This is a genomic window from Pseudomonas sp. LBUM1663 (assembly GCF_059695905.1).
Genome location: NZ_CP166792.1, coordinates 3,591,007 through 3,607,187, shown reverse-complemented (window position 1 = coordinate 3,607,187; position 16,181 = coordinate 3,591,007). Strand labels below are relative to the sequence as shown.

Genomic DNA, 16,181 nt, shown 5'->3' with positions numbered 1-16,181 from the left:
CTTTGCCCTAAAAAACCGGAAAACAAGAACAATGAACAACAAAATTGAATTGCACCGGTTGGCGACGCAACAGCCCGCCCGGCATCCGCAGCCGACGGTGAAGGCCCAGGGCCTGACTCACCTGATCTTCCAACGGCCGGACTTGAATGCGGCGGCGCGTTTCCTGACTGACTTCGGCCTGACGGTAAGCCGGCAGGAGGCCGATACGCTCTATCTGCGGGCCACCGACGCCACTGCCTATTGTTACCGTGTCCAACGGGCCGAACAGGCACGTTTCATCGGGTTCGGACTTGCCGTGCAGTCCCTGGACGAACTGGAAAAGCTCACTCGAATCCCGGGTGCGTCATCGGTCGAGAAATCGGCACATCCCGGCAAAGGGTATTGCGTCAGGCTGACTGATCCTTCCGGTTTCATTGTGGAAGCCGTCTGTGACCAGACCCCGGGCAAACCTCTGTCGCATAGAGCTCCTTTGAACTGGAATCTGGCTCACGAGCAACCACGAATCAACGCCACGCAGCGTCCGCCGAACGCTCCCCCTGAAGTACTCAAACTAGGCCACATCGTCATTGAAGTGGCCGACTATCAAGCGACCTGCGCCTGGTACACGCAGCATTTCGGGTTTATTCCCAGCGATGTGCAGGTACTCCCCGACGGCACGCCTATCGTCACCTTCATGCGCCTTGATCTCGGTGACATTCCCGCAGATCACCATGCGCTCGCGATTGCGCAAGGGTTCATGGCCACCTACAGCCATAGCGCCTATGAAGTCGTCGATGCAGACGCCGTGGGTATGGGGCAGCGCGTCCTGCGGGAGCGGGGTTGGGAACACTCATGGGGCATCGGCCGGCACATTCTGGGCAGTCAGATCTTCGATTACTGGCAAGACCCGTGGGGCGACAAGCACGAGCATTACTGCGACGGCGATATTTTCACGGCCACCCGGCCTACGGGCATTCATCCGGTGAGCCCCGAGGCAATGGCGCAGTGGGGGCAGCGCATGCCCAAGAGTTTTACCAAACCCAAGTTGTCCCTGACCAATGTGCTGCTGCTGATCCGCAACCTGCGACGCAGCCCGGACCTGACCATCCGAAAGTTGGTAACACTCATGCGGATGTTCGGGTAGAGCTGCCGCCATGTCGGACAACTCAACCCGCTTTGGCCGGCGGGACGTGCTTAAAGCCGGCGCTTTGATTGCTGGCGGTGCGTGGGTCTACACCGTTGCCAGCCCGCCCTCAGAACAACACCACAGTTCTCGCGCCACCGAACGCGGGACAAACGCCGCTCCAGGAGTACCTTCAATGTCTGCTGTACACGTAGTCCGCTTTGAATATCAGAACGGTATCCACTGGGGCGTGCTTCGCCAGGGCCGTATCACAGTTGTCCCTGGTGCTTTCGAAACCACCGGTGACTTCATTAGCCAGAACAGTCTCGACGACCTCGCTCAACTGAAAGGTTCGGAGTTGGAGGCGGGCGAAGTAAAACTGCTGTCGCCGTTGACCCGTAACCAGCAGTTTGTCTGCCAGGGTGCCAATTACCGTCAGCACATGATCGAGTCAGGCATGGACCCTGATGCGAAGAAATTCAACATGATCTTCACCAAGGCGACGAGTTGCCTGGTGGCAGCCGACAGCGACCTGATCAAACCGCGCACCGTGCGTTTTCTCGACTACGAAATTGAACTGGGGCTGGTGATGAAACGCGCGATCACAGGCGCTGTTTCTGTCACCGACGCCAATCTGCATGAGTTCATCGCCGGCGTTGTCATTGTCAACGACTACTCGGCGCGTGACATTCAGATTCCCCAGATGCAGTTCTACAAGGGCAAAAGCTTCCGCACGTTTGGCCCGGTCGGCCCATACCTCTGTCTGCTGGATGCCACGAACATTCATTACCTCAAAGCACTGCAGCTGAAGCTGACGGTCAACGACCAGGTACGACAGAACGACAGCACGGCCAACCTGGTTTACGGTCCCGCTGAAACCCTGACCGAACTCTCCGCCTTGCAAGATCTCGACGTTGGAGACCTGATCGCCACCGGTACGCCTGCGGGCTGCGCTCTAACGATCCCTTCGCCTGGCAAAATGCGCATTGCAGCCCTTTTGCCAGAAGCTACCAAGTGGAAGCTTTTCCTCAAGGCGCAGGAAGGCCGGACGCAGTACCTCAAGGCCGGTGACGTGGTCGAGGCGCGTATTCGCAGCGCCGACGGTGTGATCGATCTCGGCGTGCAACGCAACCGAGTCGTGGGGGAAGCCTGATGGTTGTGCGGACCCTGAACGACATCGAAAGTCTCGAACGAGTGCCCTTGTCGGAGCGTGGTCTGGCTTGCAGCACCTATGAAGCGCTGCGTCAGGCGGCCGAGCGCACCCCCCAGGCACCGGCGTTAAGCTTCTTCGCCGATGCCGCCGATTTCCAGCGCACCCACGAGTGGAACTACTCCCAGCTCTTCGCTGATATCACCCGCGCGGCAAATGCCTTCGATGACCTGGGCATAAAACCGGGCGAGGTGATTGCCTTTGTTTTGCCCAATCTGCCAGAAACCCATTTCACGATATGGGGCGGGGAGGCGGCGGGAATCGTCATGGCGATCAATCCTCTGCTTGAGGCCAAGCAGATGGCAGGCTTGCTGAATGCCGCAAAGGTATCCGTGGTGGTGACACTCGCGCCGACTCCAGGCAGCGATCTGTGGCCCAAACTGGCTTCGCAGCTGGATCAGTTACCCAAGGTCAAGTCTGTTGTCTGGGTCAGCATGGAACCCTATGTCGCCGAATCTTTGCGTGGGGCTCTTAAAACCGTGGCACTGAAGGAGCGAGACTTACACAGTGGTATCGCGATCCACGATTGGCAATCGCTGATGAATACGCAGCCGCACACACACCTCAAGAGCGGTCGGCAAATCCGTCAGGATGAGTGCTCCTCCTACATCTGTACGGGCGGCACAACCGGGCTCCCCAAGATTGCCGCGCGTACCCATGGCTCTGAAGTATTCGACGCATGGGCCATCGACGCTCACATGCAGCCACGCAGTGGAGTCCAGGTTATGTTTTGTGGCCTGCCGCTATTTCATGTCAATGGCCAACTGGTGACTGGACTGATGCCTTGGACTCAAGGCGACCATGTGATCCTCGGGACGCCTCAGGGCTATCGTGGAGAGGGCGTGATCCCACGATTCTGGGAGATGGTCGAGCACTTCGGTATCAACCTCTTTTCCGGCGTGCCAACTGTCTATGCCGCGCTTCTGCAAAATGAATGGCAGGGCCGTGACCTGTCCAGTCTTCGCTATGCAATCTGTGGCGCCGCACCCATGCCGGCTGAGCTCTTCCGGGAATTCGAGCGCCGTACCGGGGTAAAGATTCTTGAAGGTTATGGTCTTACCGAGGGCGCCTGCGTTTCCTCAATCAATCCACCCTATGGCGAGCGTCGTATCGGCTCCATTGGGATACGGCTCGCCTACCAGAATATGCGCGCGGTCGTGCTCAATGATTCCGGAGAGTACCTGCGCGACGCCAACGTGGATGAGATCGGCCTCATCACGATCAGTGGACCGAACCTCTTCGAGGGTTATCTGGAGGAGCGTCATAACCAGGGCCTCTGGATCGGTATCGACGGTCAGCGCTGGCTGAATACGGGCGATTTGGGTCGCCAGGATGCACAGGGTTATTTCTGGCTGACCGGACGCAAGAAGGAGTTGATCATCCGCGGCGGCCACAACATCGATCCCAAGCAAATCGAGGAAGCGCTTCAGGCGCATCCCGCTGTCGCCCTGGCCGCTGCAATCGGCAGCCCCGATGCCTACTCGGGCGAGGTGCCGGTCGCCTATGTTCAGCTGCGCCCCGGGCAGGTTTGCAGCGCCGAAGAACTTGAGGCGTTCGCTCATAAGAACATCAGCGAGCGGGCAGCCGTTCCCAAGCGCATTGAAATCCTCGATGCATTGCCACTGACTGCCGTGGGCAAGATATTCAAGCCCGCGTTGCAGCAGCGGGAGATTGCCAAAGTAGTCCAGCAGGAAGTGGAACGTCTGGGGCTTTCGGATATTGCCGTTGAAGTCGTGCAGGACAATCGTCGCGGGCAGGTGGCCTGTGTCAGGGCCGGAACGGGCCAGGAATTCCTGGCTCCGCTCTTGGGGCGTTACAGCTTTCAAGTCGAGTGGATTTAATTGAGTTCCTGATTCGCAATCTGTAAGTCCGGCAGTCATGCCCTGGCGCTGTTTAGCCAGGGCGCTTTACACAACATCGATCCACTCCAACCGGCACTGAAAAGTGCACGGAAAGGCGAAGCCTTGCCTGGTGCAATCAACAAAAACAATAAACATGAGGTGGAAAATGAAACTGAATAGCCGTGTGATCCCGAGTGTTTCTACTCAGCGTAAGTGTGCAGTCTGGATTGAATTCAGCAGTGCCATCGCACTACTCAGCGCCTCTACCATTGCAAGCGCCAATGGCATTGCGTTAAACGAACAAAGTGCAAGCAGTGCGGGAACTGCTTATGCGGGAAGGTCATCTTCCGCGCTGGACGCGAGCACCATCTTTGGAAATCCCGCAGGTTTGACCAAGTTGAAGCGCGCTGAAATTTCAGGCGGGGCCGCGGTCGTCTCAGTGAGCGATGACATCAGTGATGGGCAGAGCAGTGCCTCAGGAACGAATAAAGGGGACTCGGTACCGCTGGGGGTTGTGCCCTTTGCTTATATGTCGACGCCACTTGATTATCGTTTTTCGATTGGACTTGGCCTCTATGCGCCAAGTGGTCTGATCAATGATTACGAGAGCTCTTTTCAGGGCCGCTACCATGGTTCCTATAGCACGACCAAGGAAGTAACCCTGCAGCCCACCATTGCCTGGCGGATCAATGATTACGTGTCCATTGGCGGCGGACCGACCATAAACCGTTTCAATGCAAAGCTTCAGAATTACCTGGCCACCGGCGCCTTGAACAACGGCGAGGACACACTGGTCACCATCAAAGGCGATGACACGGCACTTGGCTACAACGTAGGCATCCTGGTTGACTTTACTGAGGCAACCAGTTGGGGGATTAACTATCACTCGAAGGTGGACTATGAGCTCGAAGGGCATACTGAAGTTTCTGGCTCCCCGAGCGTCATCCCGCTGGACGGAAAGTATGACAACAAGATAGACCTCACGATGCCAGAATCCGTGGACACGTCTATTACCCATCATTTCAATAGTCGCTGGACGGGATACCTGGGAACCACCTGGAAACGTTGGAGCCGGATCAAGAAGGTCGAGGCCGTCAACAGCGGTCTTTCTCCCGTGGGGCAGGCGGCTGGCATGGGAACGGTGATCGAAGAAATGAATTGGCGTGACACCTGGAGCACCGCCGTTGGCGCCTCTTATCAATTGAACCAGCAATGGCTGCTGCGCGCAGGCTACGCCTATGATCCGTCGCCCATCAGGAATGCCGATCGCAGCGTGCGCATACCGGTTGGGAATCGCCAGGCCGTGACCTTGGGTGGCGCTTATTCGCCGAGTTCCGATCTGACGATAGACTTTGCTTACGGTTATCTCTGGGATTCCAAAGTCTCGGTAAAGCAACCGGACAACTCCGGTCTTCAACCGCAATACAGCGCCAATTACAACAATAGCGCGAATGGGTTTTCTGTGCAGGCAACCTATCGGTACTAATCGATTTGTTCCAGAGGATTTCCACTACGAACTGATTGAGTAGTTTTTTCAGCGCCCATAATTGAACCTGCTTTGGGTGCTTTTTACAGGGGGCGGACGCTACGCGTTCCACGGCGTTAGTAGCCATGACCAATCGAGGCGCTTTACCAAGCTCCTTGCTGTCGGTGCACTCTCCACAAGAGGGTCTCTGCTTTATCTCTGCGCCTGTCTGAAGGTCGCCGCTATCCGTGGCGATTGGGAAGACCCCGAACTCGCGTTTCGCGGGTTCGGGACGGCGCCACCGGACTGCAGCCCTCGAACGAAGCTATCCATTTGCCATCACCGTGTCCACCGTCCACTTTTGGCTGTGCCGCCTGTTGAAGACAGCCACATCCACCTGCGTGTCGAGGTCGAACCAGTGATGTCGAAAGGGTAGGGTTGCGGAAATGACCGAAAAGATGCGGAAACGATCCAGAAAGGGAAGACTAAAAATCGCGAGTTCCGGAAACGACAAAGCCCTGAATAATCAGGGCTCTATCGGTACAAATATGGCGGAGGCGATGGGATTCGAACTCATGGACCTGTTACAGTCGACGGTTTTCAAGACCGTTGCCTTAAACCACTCGGCCACACCTCCGTTTGCGTTGCGGGCGCCATAATACCTGAATGAAACACACTGTCAAACTCTCTGCATGGCTTGTTACAGAGCGTCTGTTATGATCTTTGCGACTGAACGTTTCAAACCAACAGGAGTGTCGCCATGCGCGAACAGGATTACGCAGTTAATAACAGCGTGCAGGCTGAGCAGCTAGAGGTTAGCCGCGTCCTGCGCAATACATACGGCTTGCTCGCTCTCACCCTCGCATTCAGCGGCGTGATGGCGTTCGTTGCTCAGCAGATGCGTGTCGGCTACCCGAACATTTTCGTGGTGCTGATCGGCTTCTACGGGCTTTTCTTCCTCACCAACAAGCTCCGTGACTCGGCCTGGGGCTTGGTGTCGGCATTTGCCCTGACCGGTTTCATGGGTTTTCTGCTCGGCCCGATCCTCAACCGCTACCTGGGCATGCAGGGCGGCGCTGAAGTCGTCAGTTCGGCTTTCGCAATGACTGCGCTGGTGTTCGGTGGTCTGTCGGCTTACGTGCTGATCACCCGCAAGGATATGAGTTTCCTCGGTGGTTTCATCACGGCAGGCTTCTTCGTGCTGCTGGGTGCGACGCTGGCGAGCTTCTTCTTCCAGATCAGCGGTCTGCAACTGGCGATCAGCGCAGGTTTCGTGCTGTTCTCCTCGGTCTGCATTCTGTTCCAGACCAGCGCCATCATTCACGGCGGCGAGCGTAACTACATCATGGCGACCATCAGCCTGTATGTATCGATTTACAACCTGTTCGTCAGCTTGTTGCAGCTGTTCGGCATCATGAGCCGCGATGATTAATCGCAGGCTTTAAGTAAAAAACCCGCTCAGGCGGGTTTTTTATTGCCTGAAATTCGGGATTATTCAGTGATGACAATGCTGCCATCGGCCTGCTGGCGGTAAATGGTATAGGGCAGAAGCAAGGTATCGAGAGCGCCGGAAATGACCACGTCGATCAGGACGATGGCCGGAGCATTGTCATGCACCTGCGCATCCCGACCTTTTTCAAGAGGCGCATTGAGCGTGCAAAAATCGTAGGTCACGCCACTGTAGATTCGCGGAACGGCGCCGCAGTAACTTTTTTGATCCTTGAGACCCTTCGCCGCCACTTCGTCACCGCGAATCACTGTTTGTATCGTGCCGCAACCCGAGAGCATCAGCGCCGCGAGTAATATTGCCTGAGTTTTCATACCGCCAATCCTTCGCCGGAAAACAGTCAATTTACGCGTTTCGAATCAAAATCGCACTCACGCCATCGGTGGCAAGCGACGTTTGACCGGGGTTTTCTTGACGATCGCGGTGTTGGTTTCAGCGTGGGTGTTGAGGCGATCGAGCAGGGTGTCCAGTTGTTCCATCGAGCGTACATGCAGGCGGGCGATGAAGCAGTCATCGCCGGTGACTTTGTCGCACTCGGTGAATTCGGGGATGGCCTGAATCTGCCGTTCGACTTCCTGCAACTGGCCCGGCAACGGGCGGATCCGCACGATGGCCTGAAGTTGATAACCAAAGCACTTGGGGTCGATTTCGACGGTGTAACCTTTAAGCACTCCACGCTCTTCGAGTCGGCGCAGGCGTTCAGCGACGCTGGGGGAGGACAGGCCGCTGATCTGCGCCAATGCCTTGAGCGAGCGGCGTGAGTCGTCCATTAATGCGGTGATGAGCACTTGGTCGATGTCGTCGGTCATGGCAAATCCCCTGTTAGGCAGTTGACAGAATACGCCTTGATAAAAAAGGCAGAAACCGAGTTTAGCCTGCTTTTTGCGCTGGAGATGTCCTTGGACGGATTGGCATAATTTTGCCTCAATCACAGGAGTCTGATGATGGACAAAAACATACGTCGCGGTTCATTCGAAATGACTGCCGCCATGCTGATTTCCGGGACCATCGGTTGGTTCGTGCTGGTCTCCGGGCAGCCCGTGCTGGACGTGGTGTTCTGGCGGTGCGTGTTTGGCGCCGGCACGCTGTTGTTGATCTGCGCGGCATTCGGCTTCCTGCGTCCGGGCATTCTGACCCGCACCACTTTCCTGTTGGCAGTGCTCAGCGGGGTTGCGATTGTCGGCAACTGGGTGCTGTTGTTCGCCTCTTACTCCCGTGCCTCGATTGCCATCGGCACGGCGGTTTATAACGTCCAGCCGTTCATGCTGGTCGGGTTGGCGGCTTTGTTTCTGGGCGAGAAGATCACCCTGAAAAAGCTGTTCTGGCTGGGCATTTCGTTTCTCGGGATGCTGGCCATTGTCAGCGCTCATGGCGAGCAGGGCGCAGGGGGTAACGATTACCTGATGGGCATCGGTCTGGCCTTGGGGGCGGCGTTCCTGTATGCGATTGCAGCACTGATCATCAAACACCTGACCGGCACGCCACCGCATTTGATTGCCCTGATCCAGGTCAGCACGGGGGTGCTGCTGCTCGCACCTTTCGCGCACTTTTCAGCGTTGCCGCAAGCCCCCAGTGCCTGGGCCAGCCTGGTGACACTGGGCATCGTCCACACCGGCGTGATGTATGTGCTGCTGTACGGCGCGATTCAAAAACTGCCGACGGCATTGACCGGGGCGTTGTCTTTCATTTACCCGATTGCGGCGATTTTCGTTGACTGGTTTGCCTTCGGTCATCGCCTGGAGCCGCTGCAGTGGATCGGCGTTGCCGCGATTCTGCTGGCCGCCGCAGGCATGCAACAGGGCTGGGGCTTGAAGTCTCGTCGGGCAGTGACTCAATAAGCGGGCGTCAGATGTTCCAGCGCGGCGCGGTCTTTGCCAGTCGCTGGCGCATCTCGTCGATGTTCGAAGCGAACTGGCGTATCAACAATTGGTAGCCCAGCGGGTTGTAGAGCGGTGCTTCAAGACTTGAATCAACCGGCAAATCGATGGGGCGACTGAGCCGCTGCACCGCGCCGGTTTTCAGCGCCCGGGCCATGCCGACCAGCTGCACGCGAATCTGCCGGTGTTCGGCTTTGAAACTCGATTGCAGATGCGCCATGGCGTCGCCATCCTTGGCATCCGGCCGGGTGTTGCCTAGGATTTCCAGGGTGCTGACGCACATCCGCAAATGCCGCTGAATTGCATCGAGTTCGGTCATGGAAATCTTCACTTCCTTGGACACCGACGGCATCAGCGAGCGCAATTGCACCATCGCCGCGTTCAGGCGATTCATCCGCTTCAGGTGTTCGTCATCGGAGACGGACTGACCATCAATGATGCGTCCATAAATCGTCGCACAATCGCGCAGCGAGTTGGCCAGGTTATAGCGCCAGGAAAAAACCGCATACGACGGCAGGGCGAAAGAAAAGGCCAGGGCCAGGGCCACGCCAATCAGAATGTCCACAGCGCGCCACAGCCCGTCGGAGATCGGGTTGTCGCCATGCCCGGCGACAATAAACACCGTGATCCCCGCCAGCAGCGCGGTGTAACCGCCCTTGCCGATGGCGTGATACGAGAAAAACCCGCACACCACCGACATCACAAAATAGGTCAGCCAAGGCATCCCGAGCCAGGTCTGTTGCGCCACCAGCAGCAGGCCGATTGCGGCACCGATCAACGTGCCGATGGCGCGCTCGGTGGCTTTTTTGCCGATGTTGCCGTGGTGCTGCAAACCGCCGATCACCACCAGCATCGTCACCGACGCCCACTCACCGTGGGGCAGGTTGATGCCGGTGGTCAGGATGATCGATGCCAGCAAGCCCAGCGACACGCGGACCGCGTGGATCAGCTTGGCGTAGCGATAGCGCCGATACGGGTCCAGCAACGGACGCAGTAACCGGCGCAGCAGCGGTGGCAGTCGATGGGCTCTGAACGTGTTCAGGCTCGGTGTCCTCAGAAGATGTAATCGGTGGTCAGGAAGCTCGAACTGCGTCCGCTGATGATCTCGCTGATGAGTTCCTTGTTGGATTCCTGGAACTTGGTCGCCACCAGCGTCCTGATCGAAAACACCCGCAACGCATCATGCACCGACAATGTGCCTTCGGCGGAGTTCTTGCGGCCATTGAACGGATAGGTGTCAGGCCCGCGTTGGCACTGGGCGTTGAGGTTGATCCGGCCGACCTGGTTGGCAAAGGTGTCCACCAGTCGACCGACCGCCACCGGGTTAGTGCCGAAGATACTCAATTGCTGGCCAAAGTCCGATTCCAGGACGTAATCGATCACCGTGTCGAGATGCTTGTAAGGCACGATCGGCACCACCGGGCCGAATTGTTCTTCCTGGTAGACGCGCATTTGCGGCGTCACCGGGAACAGCACCGCCGGGTAGAAGAACGACGCACGTGCTTCACCGCCATTTGGATTGACCACCTTGGCACCTTTGCTGACCGCGTCCGCGACCAGCGAGTGCAGGTAATCCACCTTGCTCGCTTCCGGCAGCGGCGTCAGCGAAACACCACTTTCCCATGGCATACCCGGTTTCAGAGTGGCCAGTTTGGCGTTGAATTTCTCGATGAACGACTCGACCACGTCTTCATGGACGAAAAGGATTTTCAGCGCGGTGCAACGCTGGCCGTTGAACGACAGCGAGCCGGTCACCGCTTCGTTGACCGCATTGTCCAGATCGACTTCCGGCAACACAATGCCCGGGTTCTTCGCGTCCAGGCCCAGCGCCGCGCGCAAACGGTGTGGTTTGGGGTGGAGTTTTTTCAGGTCGCTGGCGGCTTTGTTGGTGCCGATAAACGCAAAGATATCGATCTTGCCGCTGGCCATCAGCGCGCTGACGGTCTCGCGGCCGCTGCCGTAGATCACGTTGATCACCCCGGCCGGGAAGCTGTCGCGGAAGGCTTCCAGCAGCGGCCGTATCAACAGCACGCCCAGCTTGGCCGGTTTGAACACCACGGTGTTGCCCATGATCAGTGCCGGAATCAGCGTGGTGAAGGTTTCGTTCAGCGGGTAGTTGTAGGGGCCCATGCACAGGGCGACGCCCAGTGGAACGCGGCGGATTTGCCCGAGTGTGTCCTGTTCCAGCTCGAAGCGACTGGAGCGGCGGTCGAGTTCCTTGAGGGCGTTGATGGTGTCGACGATGTAATCGCAAGTACGGTCGAACTCCTTCTCCGAGTCCTTGAGGTTTTTGCCGATTTCCCACATCAGCAGCTTGACCACCGCCTCACGCTGTTCGCGCATATGGCCCAAAAACGTTTCGACGTGCTGGATGCGTTCGGCCACGCGCATGGTCGGCCACAAACCCTGGCCCCGGTCATAGGCGCGGACGGCGGCGTCCAGCGCGGTCAATGCGGTTTCTGCGTCGAGCAGCGGCGTGCTGCCAAGGATCACTTGTTCGTCGCCATTTTCGCCGGTCAGGTACACCGGGCTGCGGACTTGGGCGAGGGGGCCGGACCAGGTTTTCAGTTCGCCGTCGACCAGGTATTCACGCTGCTCGGTCTGACCGTCGAGGCGGTATTTTTCCGGAATGTCGCTTGAGTCGGGAAACAGGTTGCCAAGGATATGTGCTGTGGTCATGTCGCTACCCCGTCTGGATTGGGTGATGAACTGATGAATCGTTTTAGCAGACCTCGGCCTCGCTTGTCATGACTCATCTCATCGTTCGGCGGTTCAGGGTTTTCGATCGTGGAACGGCCGGCACCTTCGGTCATGGCCTCAGATGCCCCCCTTGTTGGCCCCCAATGCCCTCAACCCGTCCACGTCGGTGCCTTAGTGTTGGCCTGTACCTGATCACAATAAAAAAGGTGCTCCCGCGAGGGACGCCACACGAGAGGACAACATGCGGGCCAGTCGAGTCTCTGAAAAGCCTAGCCTTTGTTTGGCGTTGGTGGGCGGCGTCTTCGCCGCGCTGCTCAGCGGTTGTGGCGATGAGCCGAAAAGCCCGGCCGCACACAACGCAGCGGCCGCCGCCATGCCTGCTGACGGCGCACTGGCGCAGGTCTACGACAACAGCTGCAAGCTCTGCCACGCCAACCCGGCGGCCGGCGCCCCTTTGACCGGCGACCAAAAAGCCTGGGAGCCACGGGTGCAGCAAGGCGCCGACACGCTGCTCGACCACGCGATCAACGGCTACAACGGCATGCCGCCGATGGGGATGTGCATGCAGTGTTCGCAGGAAGAGTTCCTGGCGCTGATCGCCTTTATGTCCGGCCAGCCCATCCCACAATAAGAACGGCAGGGTGCGATTCATGACGATGGACCTGACACGGCGTCAGTTGTTGCAACGGGCGAGCGTCATTGGCGCCTTGACCGCGCTGGGCTCAACCCCTGCGTTGGCCGAACTCCTGCGCGCACCACGGCTGATTCCCTGGCGCAACTGGTCCGGCGGCCAGAGTTGCCTGCCGGCGGCGCGGCTGGCGCCCAAGAGCCTGGACGAACTGACCCAGGTTATCCGCCAGGCCCCGGGCAAGGTTCGTCCGGTCGGCTCGGCGCATTCCTTCAGCGCGCTGGTGCCCACCGACGGTACGTTGCTGTCCCTGAGCTATTTCACCGGGCTGCTCGATCACGACGCCCAAACCCTGCAAGCCGAGTTCGCTGCCGGCACACCGATGTCACGCATGGGCGCGCCGCTCAAGGACATCGGCCAGGCGCTGCAAAACATGGCCGATATCGATTACCAGACCCTGGCCGGGGCGATTGCTACCTCGACCCACGGCACCGGTAAAAACTTTCAATCCTATTCGGCCCACGTCTGCGGCCTGCAACTGGTGAGCGCCAATGGCGAAGTCCTGGACTGCGACAGCACACGCCATCCTGAAGTCTTCAGCGCGGCGCGGGTCTCGCTCGGCGCGCTCGGCGTGGCCACTAAAGTGCGGCTGCAAAACCGTCCGGCGTATCGCTTGCGAGAGCGCCAGTGGATCGCCAAGACCGAAGAGCTGCTGGAAGACCTCGACAAAAACACCCAGGAAAACCAGCACTGGGAAATGCTCGTGGTGACCCATTCCGACTACGCCTTGTCCATCGCCCTCAACGAAACCACCGACCCGGCCACACCGCCGATCCCGCCGGATGAAGAGGGCGGCAACGAGTTCGTGACGCTGATCGAGAAGATCGACAAATACGCCAGCGACTTCCCCGACCTGCGCCGTACCCTGCTCAACAATCTGCGTCACCTGGCCAGTTTCGATGACCGGGTGGGCGACTCGTTCGACATCTACGCCAATGTGCGCACAGTGCGCTTCAACGAAATGGAATATTCAGTGCCTGCGGAGCATGGCCCGGCCTGTTTGCGCGAGATTCTGAAGCTGATTCAGGACAAGGACCTGCGCACCTGGTTTCCCATCGAGTACCGCTACGTCAAAGCCGATGACATTCCACTGAGCATGTTTGAAGGCCGCGACAGTTGCTCGATCTCGGTCCATCAGCATTACCAGATGGATCATCACAACTTCTTCGCCGCCATCGAGCCGATTTTCTGGAAGTACAACGGCCGGCCACATTGGGGCAAGTTGCACACGCTCAACGGGAAAAACCTGCAGCCGTTGTATCCGCGCTGGCAGGAATTCATCCAGGTTCGCCAGGAACTCGACCCCAGCGGCAAATTTCTCAACGCGCATTTGTCGTCGATTCTGGGGGTGAGCTGATGGCCGTCAATCGTCGTAACTTTCTGCTCGGGACCGTCGGTGTCGGCGCTTTGCTTGCGGGTGTTGGCGCGCTGGTGCGACCGGGCGATCGGGGCGGGCCGTATAGCGACTATTTCCGCGCCCTCAACGATGAACTCAAGGCCTACGGCCCGATGCGGCCGGTGATGCTGATCGATCTGGACCGGCTGGATCACAACATCGACGTGGTGATGCTGTCGGTGAAGCGCGGTGGCAAGCACCTGCGCCTCGTGGAGAAATCACTGCCGGCACCGGGACTGCTGAGCTACATCGCCAAACGCGCCGGCACCCAGCGCTTGATGTCGTTTCATCAGCCGTTTCTCAACCATGACGCGGTGCAGTTCCCCCAGGCTGACATTTTGTTGGGCAAGCCGCTGCCGGTGCGTTCGGCCGAGTTGTTTTACACATCCCATACCGGACCGTTCGACCCGTCGAAGCAATTGCAATGGCTGCTCGATACGCCGGAGCGTTTGCAGCAATACCTGGCAATGGCCAAGGCGCTGGGCACGCGCTTGCGAGTCAACATCGAGCTGGACGTGGGCTTGCATCGCGGCGGCGTGGCTGATCTGGCGGCGCTCGGGCAGATGCTGACGCTGATCAGCGCGAACCCACAGCACCTGGAGTTCGCCGGGTTCATGGGCTACGACCCGTTCGTGGGCATGGGCGTGCCCGGGATATTGGGGACGCCAGAGGAGCTGTTCGCCAAGGTCATGGTGATTTACCAACGCTGTGTCGACTTCACCCGTCAGCAATACCCGGGGCTGTGGCGTGACGGGTTGACGCTCAATACCGCCGGTAGCCCGAGTTATCGCATGCACGAGCAGGAAAGCTTGAGCAGCGAAGTGTCGGTGGGCACAGCAATGCTCAAGCCGACGCACTACGATTTGCCGTCGCTGGTGGAGCATGTGCCGGCGGCGTTTATCGCCACGCCGGTGTTGAAGAGCACCGGTGCGGTGAACATTCCGGCGCTGGATGACAAGTCGAGGTTGTTTTCGTGGTGGGACGTTAACCAGCGCGAGACGTTCTTTATCTACGGCGGTCACTGGATGGCGGAGTTTGAGTCGCCGTCGGGGTTGCAGAGTAATGGGGTATATGGGCGCAGCTCGAACCAGGAAATGGTGAATGGCTCGGCGGCGGTGGGGCTCAGGGTTGAGGATCAGGTGTTTTTGCGGCCGACCCAGGCCGAGTCTGTGTTGTTGCAGTTTGGGGATTTGTTGGCGGTTCGGGGTGGGCGGATTGTGGATACCTGGCCGGTGTACACCTGACAAATGTCAGGTGTCCGTGCGATCGCCATCGCGGGCAAGCCCGCTCCCACAAGGATGATGCTGAACCTGTGGGAGCGGGCTTGCCCGCGATGGGCCGTCAAAACGCATACGGGATACTGACCTTCGCCCACAGCATCTCGCCCTCCGGCCGATTCTCCACATCGAACTCCTTGGCCCAGCGGATTTCCGCGCTGGCGTACTTCAAGAAGGTCAGGTGCAGCGCCGGCCCGATTGCAAACACTTGCCCACGCACGCCGTCATTCACATCCTCACCGTTGAACTGCACGGTCCTGCCGAACTGCTTGTCGTCGGTGGTCTGCTTCAAGTAATAGCCGTTCAGCCCCAGCATCAGGTTGTCGGTGATCTTGTAACTCGCTGAATAATCGAAGTGAAAAATCTGCCCCGACTTGTAATCGGTGTCCTTGTTTTTCTCGTTGAAGCTGTAAGTGGTTTTCATCGACACCTCGGTTCTTTCCGTCGGCAACCAAGTGAAGGAAAACAGCGGTTTGTAGGTGTAGAAATTGTTGCTGGTGTTGGCCAGCCGATCGACGCTGTACTCGCCGGTGGGCACGGTGATTTCCACGGCGGCGCCGAGGGTCAGGTTCTTGCCCATGTCCCAGAGAATGATCGGCGCGATGGTAGTGTCGCCCATGCCTTCGCGGGTGTCCTGCAAGCCGAACACCGCGACTTCCTGTTTCAGCCACGGCTGCGCGATGTAGCCCGCCAGCCGCCCGCCGAACACCCGCACCGGGCTGAGGTAGTCCAGGCGCGGAATGACCGCCGTGGATTCGATCTCGACATTCGGCACCTTGCCGCCCAGCGAACTGATGTTCAGCTTCCTGGACTTGTAATGGTTGTAGTAGAGGTTGAACGCAACCATGTTGTCCGGAAGGCTGTCGACCTCCAGCGGCAGCATGGAAAAGCCATCGGTGCCGGTGCCGATGTTGTCCACGCCGGCCTCGGTGGCCAGTGCCGCTTGAAGCGCGCAGACGCCGGCCAGGCCGATGACCAACAGGGGGAATGTCGTGCGGGTCGGGTTCATGTGTGTACTCATTATTATTGTTAGCGGGCGAACCGGCGGCCACACGCAGGCCGCAACATAGAAATAAGCGGTCTGCGCCATACAGGGCAGGGTATTGGCGGCCATTAGG

The 16,181-nt window shown here is 58.5% G+C and carries 14 protein-coding genes and 1 tRNA gene; 9 read left to right on the top strand and 6 right to left on the bottom strand.

Going from position 1 to position 16,181, the window contains the following annotated elements; all coding sequences use genetic code 11:
• Positions 1-31: 31 nt before the first annotated feature.
• From ACA075_RS16350 to ACA075_RS16335, 4 genes are all read left to right on the top strand, one after another.
• On the top strand, positions 32-1,123 hold the full coding sequence (locus tag ACA075_RS16350) for a VOC family protein (RefSeq protein WP_497293861.1): 1,092 nt from the start codon (positions 32-34) through the stop codon (positions 1,121-1,123).
• A 175-nt stretch (positions 1,124-1,298) separates the two neighbouring features.
• On the top strand, positions 1,299-2,255 hold the full coding sequence (locus ACA075_RS16345; RefSeq protein ID WP_497293859.1) for a fumarylacetoacetate hydrolase family protein: 957 nt from the start codon (positions 1,299-1,301) through the stop codon (positions 2,253-2,255).
• A complete protein-coding gene (locus ACA075_RS16340; protein ID WP_497293857.1) occupies positions 2,255-4,153 on the top strand; it encodes an acyl-CoA synthetase in 1,899 nt (632 codons plus the stop codon). Before ACA075_RS16345 ends, ACA075_RS16340 begins: the two co-directional genes overlap by 1 nt.
• Positions 4,154-4,319: 166 nt before the next feature.
• Positions 4,320-5,639, top strand: coding sequence for an outer membrane protein transport protein (locus tag ACA075_RS16335; RefSeq protein WP_497293856.1), 1,320 nt, complete (start codon positions 4,320-4,322; stop codon positions 5,637-5,639).
• Between the two features lie 528 nt (positions 5,640-6,167).
• On the opposite strand, the gene ACA075_RS16330 is transcribed toward ACA075_RS16335, so the two are convergent.
• A tRNA-Ser gene (locus ACA075_RS16330) sits at positions 6,168-6,255 on the bottom strand.
• Positions 6,256-6,378: 123 nt separating this feature from the next.
• Between ACA075_RS16330 and ACA075_RS16325 the strand changes: the two genes are divergently transcribed.
• A complete protein-coding gene (locus ACA075_RS16325) occupies positions 6,379-7,050 on the top strand; it encodes a Bax inhibitor-1/YccA family protein (RefSeq protein WP_008006561.1) in 672 nt (223 codons plus the stop codon).
• Between the two features lie 59 nt (positions 7,051-7,109).
• Here ACA075_RS16325 and ACA075_RS16320 read toward each other — a convergent pair whose 3' ends face one another.
• Positions 7,110-7,439 (bottom strand): YceK/YidQ family lipoprotein, encoded by a 330-nt coding sequence (locus ACA075_RS16320; RefSeq protein WP_497293854.1) that lies wholly within the window; start codon positions 7,437-7,439, stop codon positions 7,110-7,112.
• Between the two features lie 57 nt (positions 7,440-7,496).
• A complete protein-coding gene (locus ACA075_RS16315; RefSeq protein WP_010461024.1) occupies positions 7,497-7,934 on the bottom strand; it encodes an Lrp/AsnC family transcriptional regulator in 438 nt (145 codons plus the stop codon).
• A 135-nt stretch (positions 7,935-8,069) separates the two neighbouring features.
• Between ACA075_RS16315 and ACA075_RS16310 the strand changes: the two genes are divergently transcribed.
• Entirely contained in the window at positions 8,070-8,963 is an 894-nt protein-coding gene (locus tag ACA075_RS16310; RefSeq protein WP_497299275.1) for a DMT family transporter, read from the top strand.
• Positions 8,964-8,970: 7 nt separating this feature from the next.
• Here the strand turns inward: ACA075_RS16310 and ACA075_RS16305 are convergent, their stop codons facing one another.
• Both ACA075_RS16305 and ACA075_RS16300 read right to left on the bottom strand, forming a co-directional pair.
• The gene (locus ACA075_RS16305; protein ID WP_497293852.1) at positions 8,971-9,987 is read right to left on the bottom strand and encodes an FUSC family protein; all 1,017 of its coding nucleotides are present in this window, start codon (positions 9,985-9,987) and stop codon (positions 8,971-8,973) included.
• A 68-nt stretch (positions 9,988-10,055) separates the two neighbouring features.
• Positions 10,056-11,681, bottom strand: a complete 1,626-nt coding sequence (locus ACA075_RS16300; RefSeq protein ID WP_497293850.1) for an NADP-dependent glyceraldehyde-3-phosphate dehydrogenase — start codon at positions 11,679-11,681, stop codon at positions 10,056-10,058.
• Positions 11,682-11,943: 262 nt separating this feature from the next.
• Here ACA075_RS16300 and ACA075_RS16295 point away from each other — a divergent pair, with 262 nt between their 5' ends.
• The 3 genes from ACA075_RS16295 to ACA075_RS16285 all read left to right on the top strand — a co-directional run bounded on the left by ACA075_RS16295 (position 11,944) and on the right by ACA075_RS16285 (position 15,030).
• Positions 11,944-12,333: a c-type cytochrome gene (locus tag ACA075_RS16295; RefSeq protein ID WP_497293849.1), complete on the top strand. Its 390-nt coding sequence runs from the start codon at positions 11,944-11,946 to the stop codon at positions 12,331-12,333.
• Positions 12,334-12,418: 85 nt separating this feature from the next.
• Positions 12,419-13,747, top strand: a complete 1,329-nt coding sequence (locus ACA075_RS16290) for a D-arabinono-1,4-lactone oxidase (RefSeq protein WP_497299274.1) — start codon at positions 12,419-12,421, stop codon at positions 13,745-13,747.
• Positions 13,748-13,821: 74 nt separating this feature from the next.
• The gene (locus ACA075_RS16285) at positions 13,822-15,030 is read left to right on the top strand and encodes a DSD1 family PLP-dependent enzyme (protein ID WP_497299273.1); all 1,209 of its coding nucleotides are present in this window, start codon (positions 13,822-13,824) and stop codon (positions 15,028-15,030) included.
• A gap of 97 nt (positions 15,031-15,127) precedes the next feature.
• Here ACA075_RS16285 and ACA075_RS16280 read toward each other — a convergent pair whose 3' ends face one another.
• Positions 15,128-16,072 carry a SphA family protein gene (locus tag ACA075_RS16280; protein WP_497293847.1) on the bottom strand — a complete coding sequence of 315 codons (945 nt, stop codon included), beginning with the start codon at positions 16,070-16,072 and terminating at the stop codon, positions 15,128-15,130.
• Positions 16,073-16,181 lie beyond the last annotated feature (109 nt).

Bases quoted from the DNA above. Each gene is read 5' to 3' on its own strand.
- ACA075_RS16315 (WP_010461024.1), bottom strand. From the start codon at position 7,934: ATGACCGACGACATCGACCAAGTGCTCATCACCGCATTAATGGACGAC.
- ACA075_RS16340 (WP_497293857.1), top strand. From the start codon at position 2,255: ATGGTTGTGCGGACCCTGAACGACATCGAAAGTCTCGAACGAGTGCCC.
- ACA075_RS16345 (WP_497293859.1), top strand. From the start codon at position 1,299: ATGTCTGCTGTACACGTAGTCCGCTTTGAATATCAGAACGGTATCCAC.
- ACA075_RS16325 (WP_008006561.1), top strand. From the start codon at position 6,379: ATGCGCGAACAGGATTACGCAGTTAATAACAGCGTGCAGGCTGAGCAG.
- ACA075_RS16335 (WP_497293856.1), top strand. From the start codon at position 4,320: ATGAAACTGAATAGCCGTGTGATCCCGAGTGTTTCTACTCAGCGTAAG.
- ACA075_RS16300 (WP_497293850.1), bottom strand. From the start codon at position 11,681: ATGACCACAGCACATATCCTTGGCAACCTGTTTCCCGACTCAAGCGAC.
- ACA075_RS16280 (WP_497293847.1), bottom strand. From the start codon at position 16,072: ATGAACCCGACCCGCACGACATTCCCCCTGTTGGTCATCGGCCTGGCC.
- ACA075_RS16310 (WP_497299275.1), top strand. From the start codon at position 8,070: ATGGACAAAAACATACGTCGCGGTTCATTCGAAATGACTGCCGCCATG.
- ACA075_RS16295 (WP_497293849.1), top strand. From the start codon at position 11,944: ATGCGGGCCAGTCGAGTCTCTGAAAAGCCTAGCCTTTGTTTGGCGTTG.
- ACA075_RS16350 (WP_497293861.1), top strand. From the start codon at position 32: ATGAACAACAAAATTGAATTGCACCGGTTGGCGACGCAACAGCCCGCC.
- ACA075_RS16320 (WP_497293854.1), bottom strand. From the start codon at position 7,439: ATGAAAACTCAGGCAATATTACTCGCGGCGCTGATGCTCTCGGGTTGC.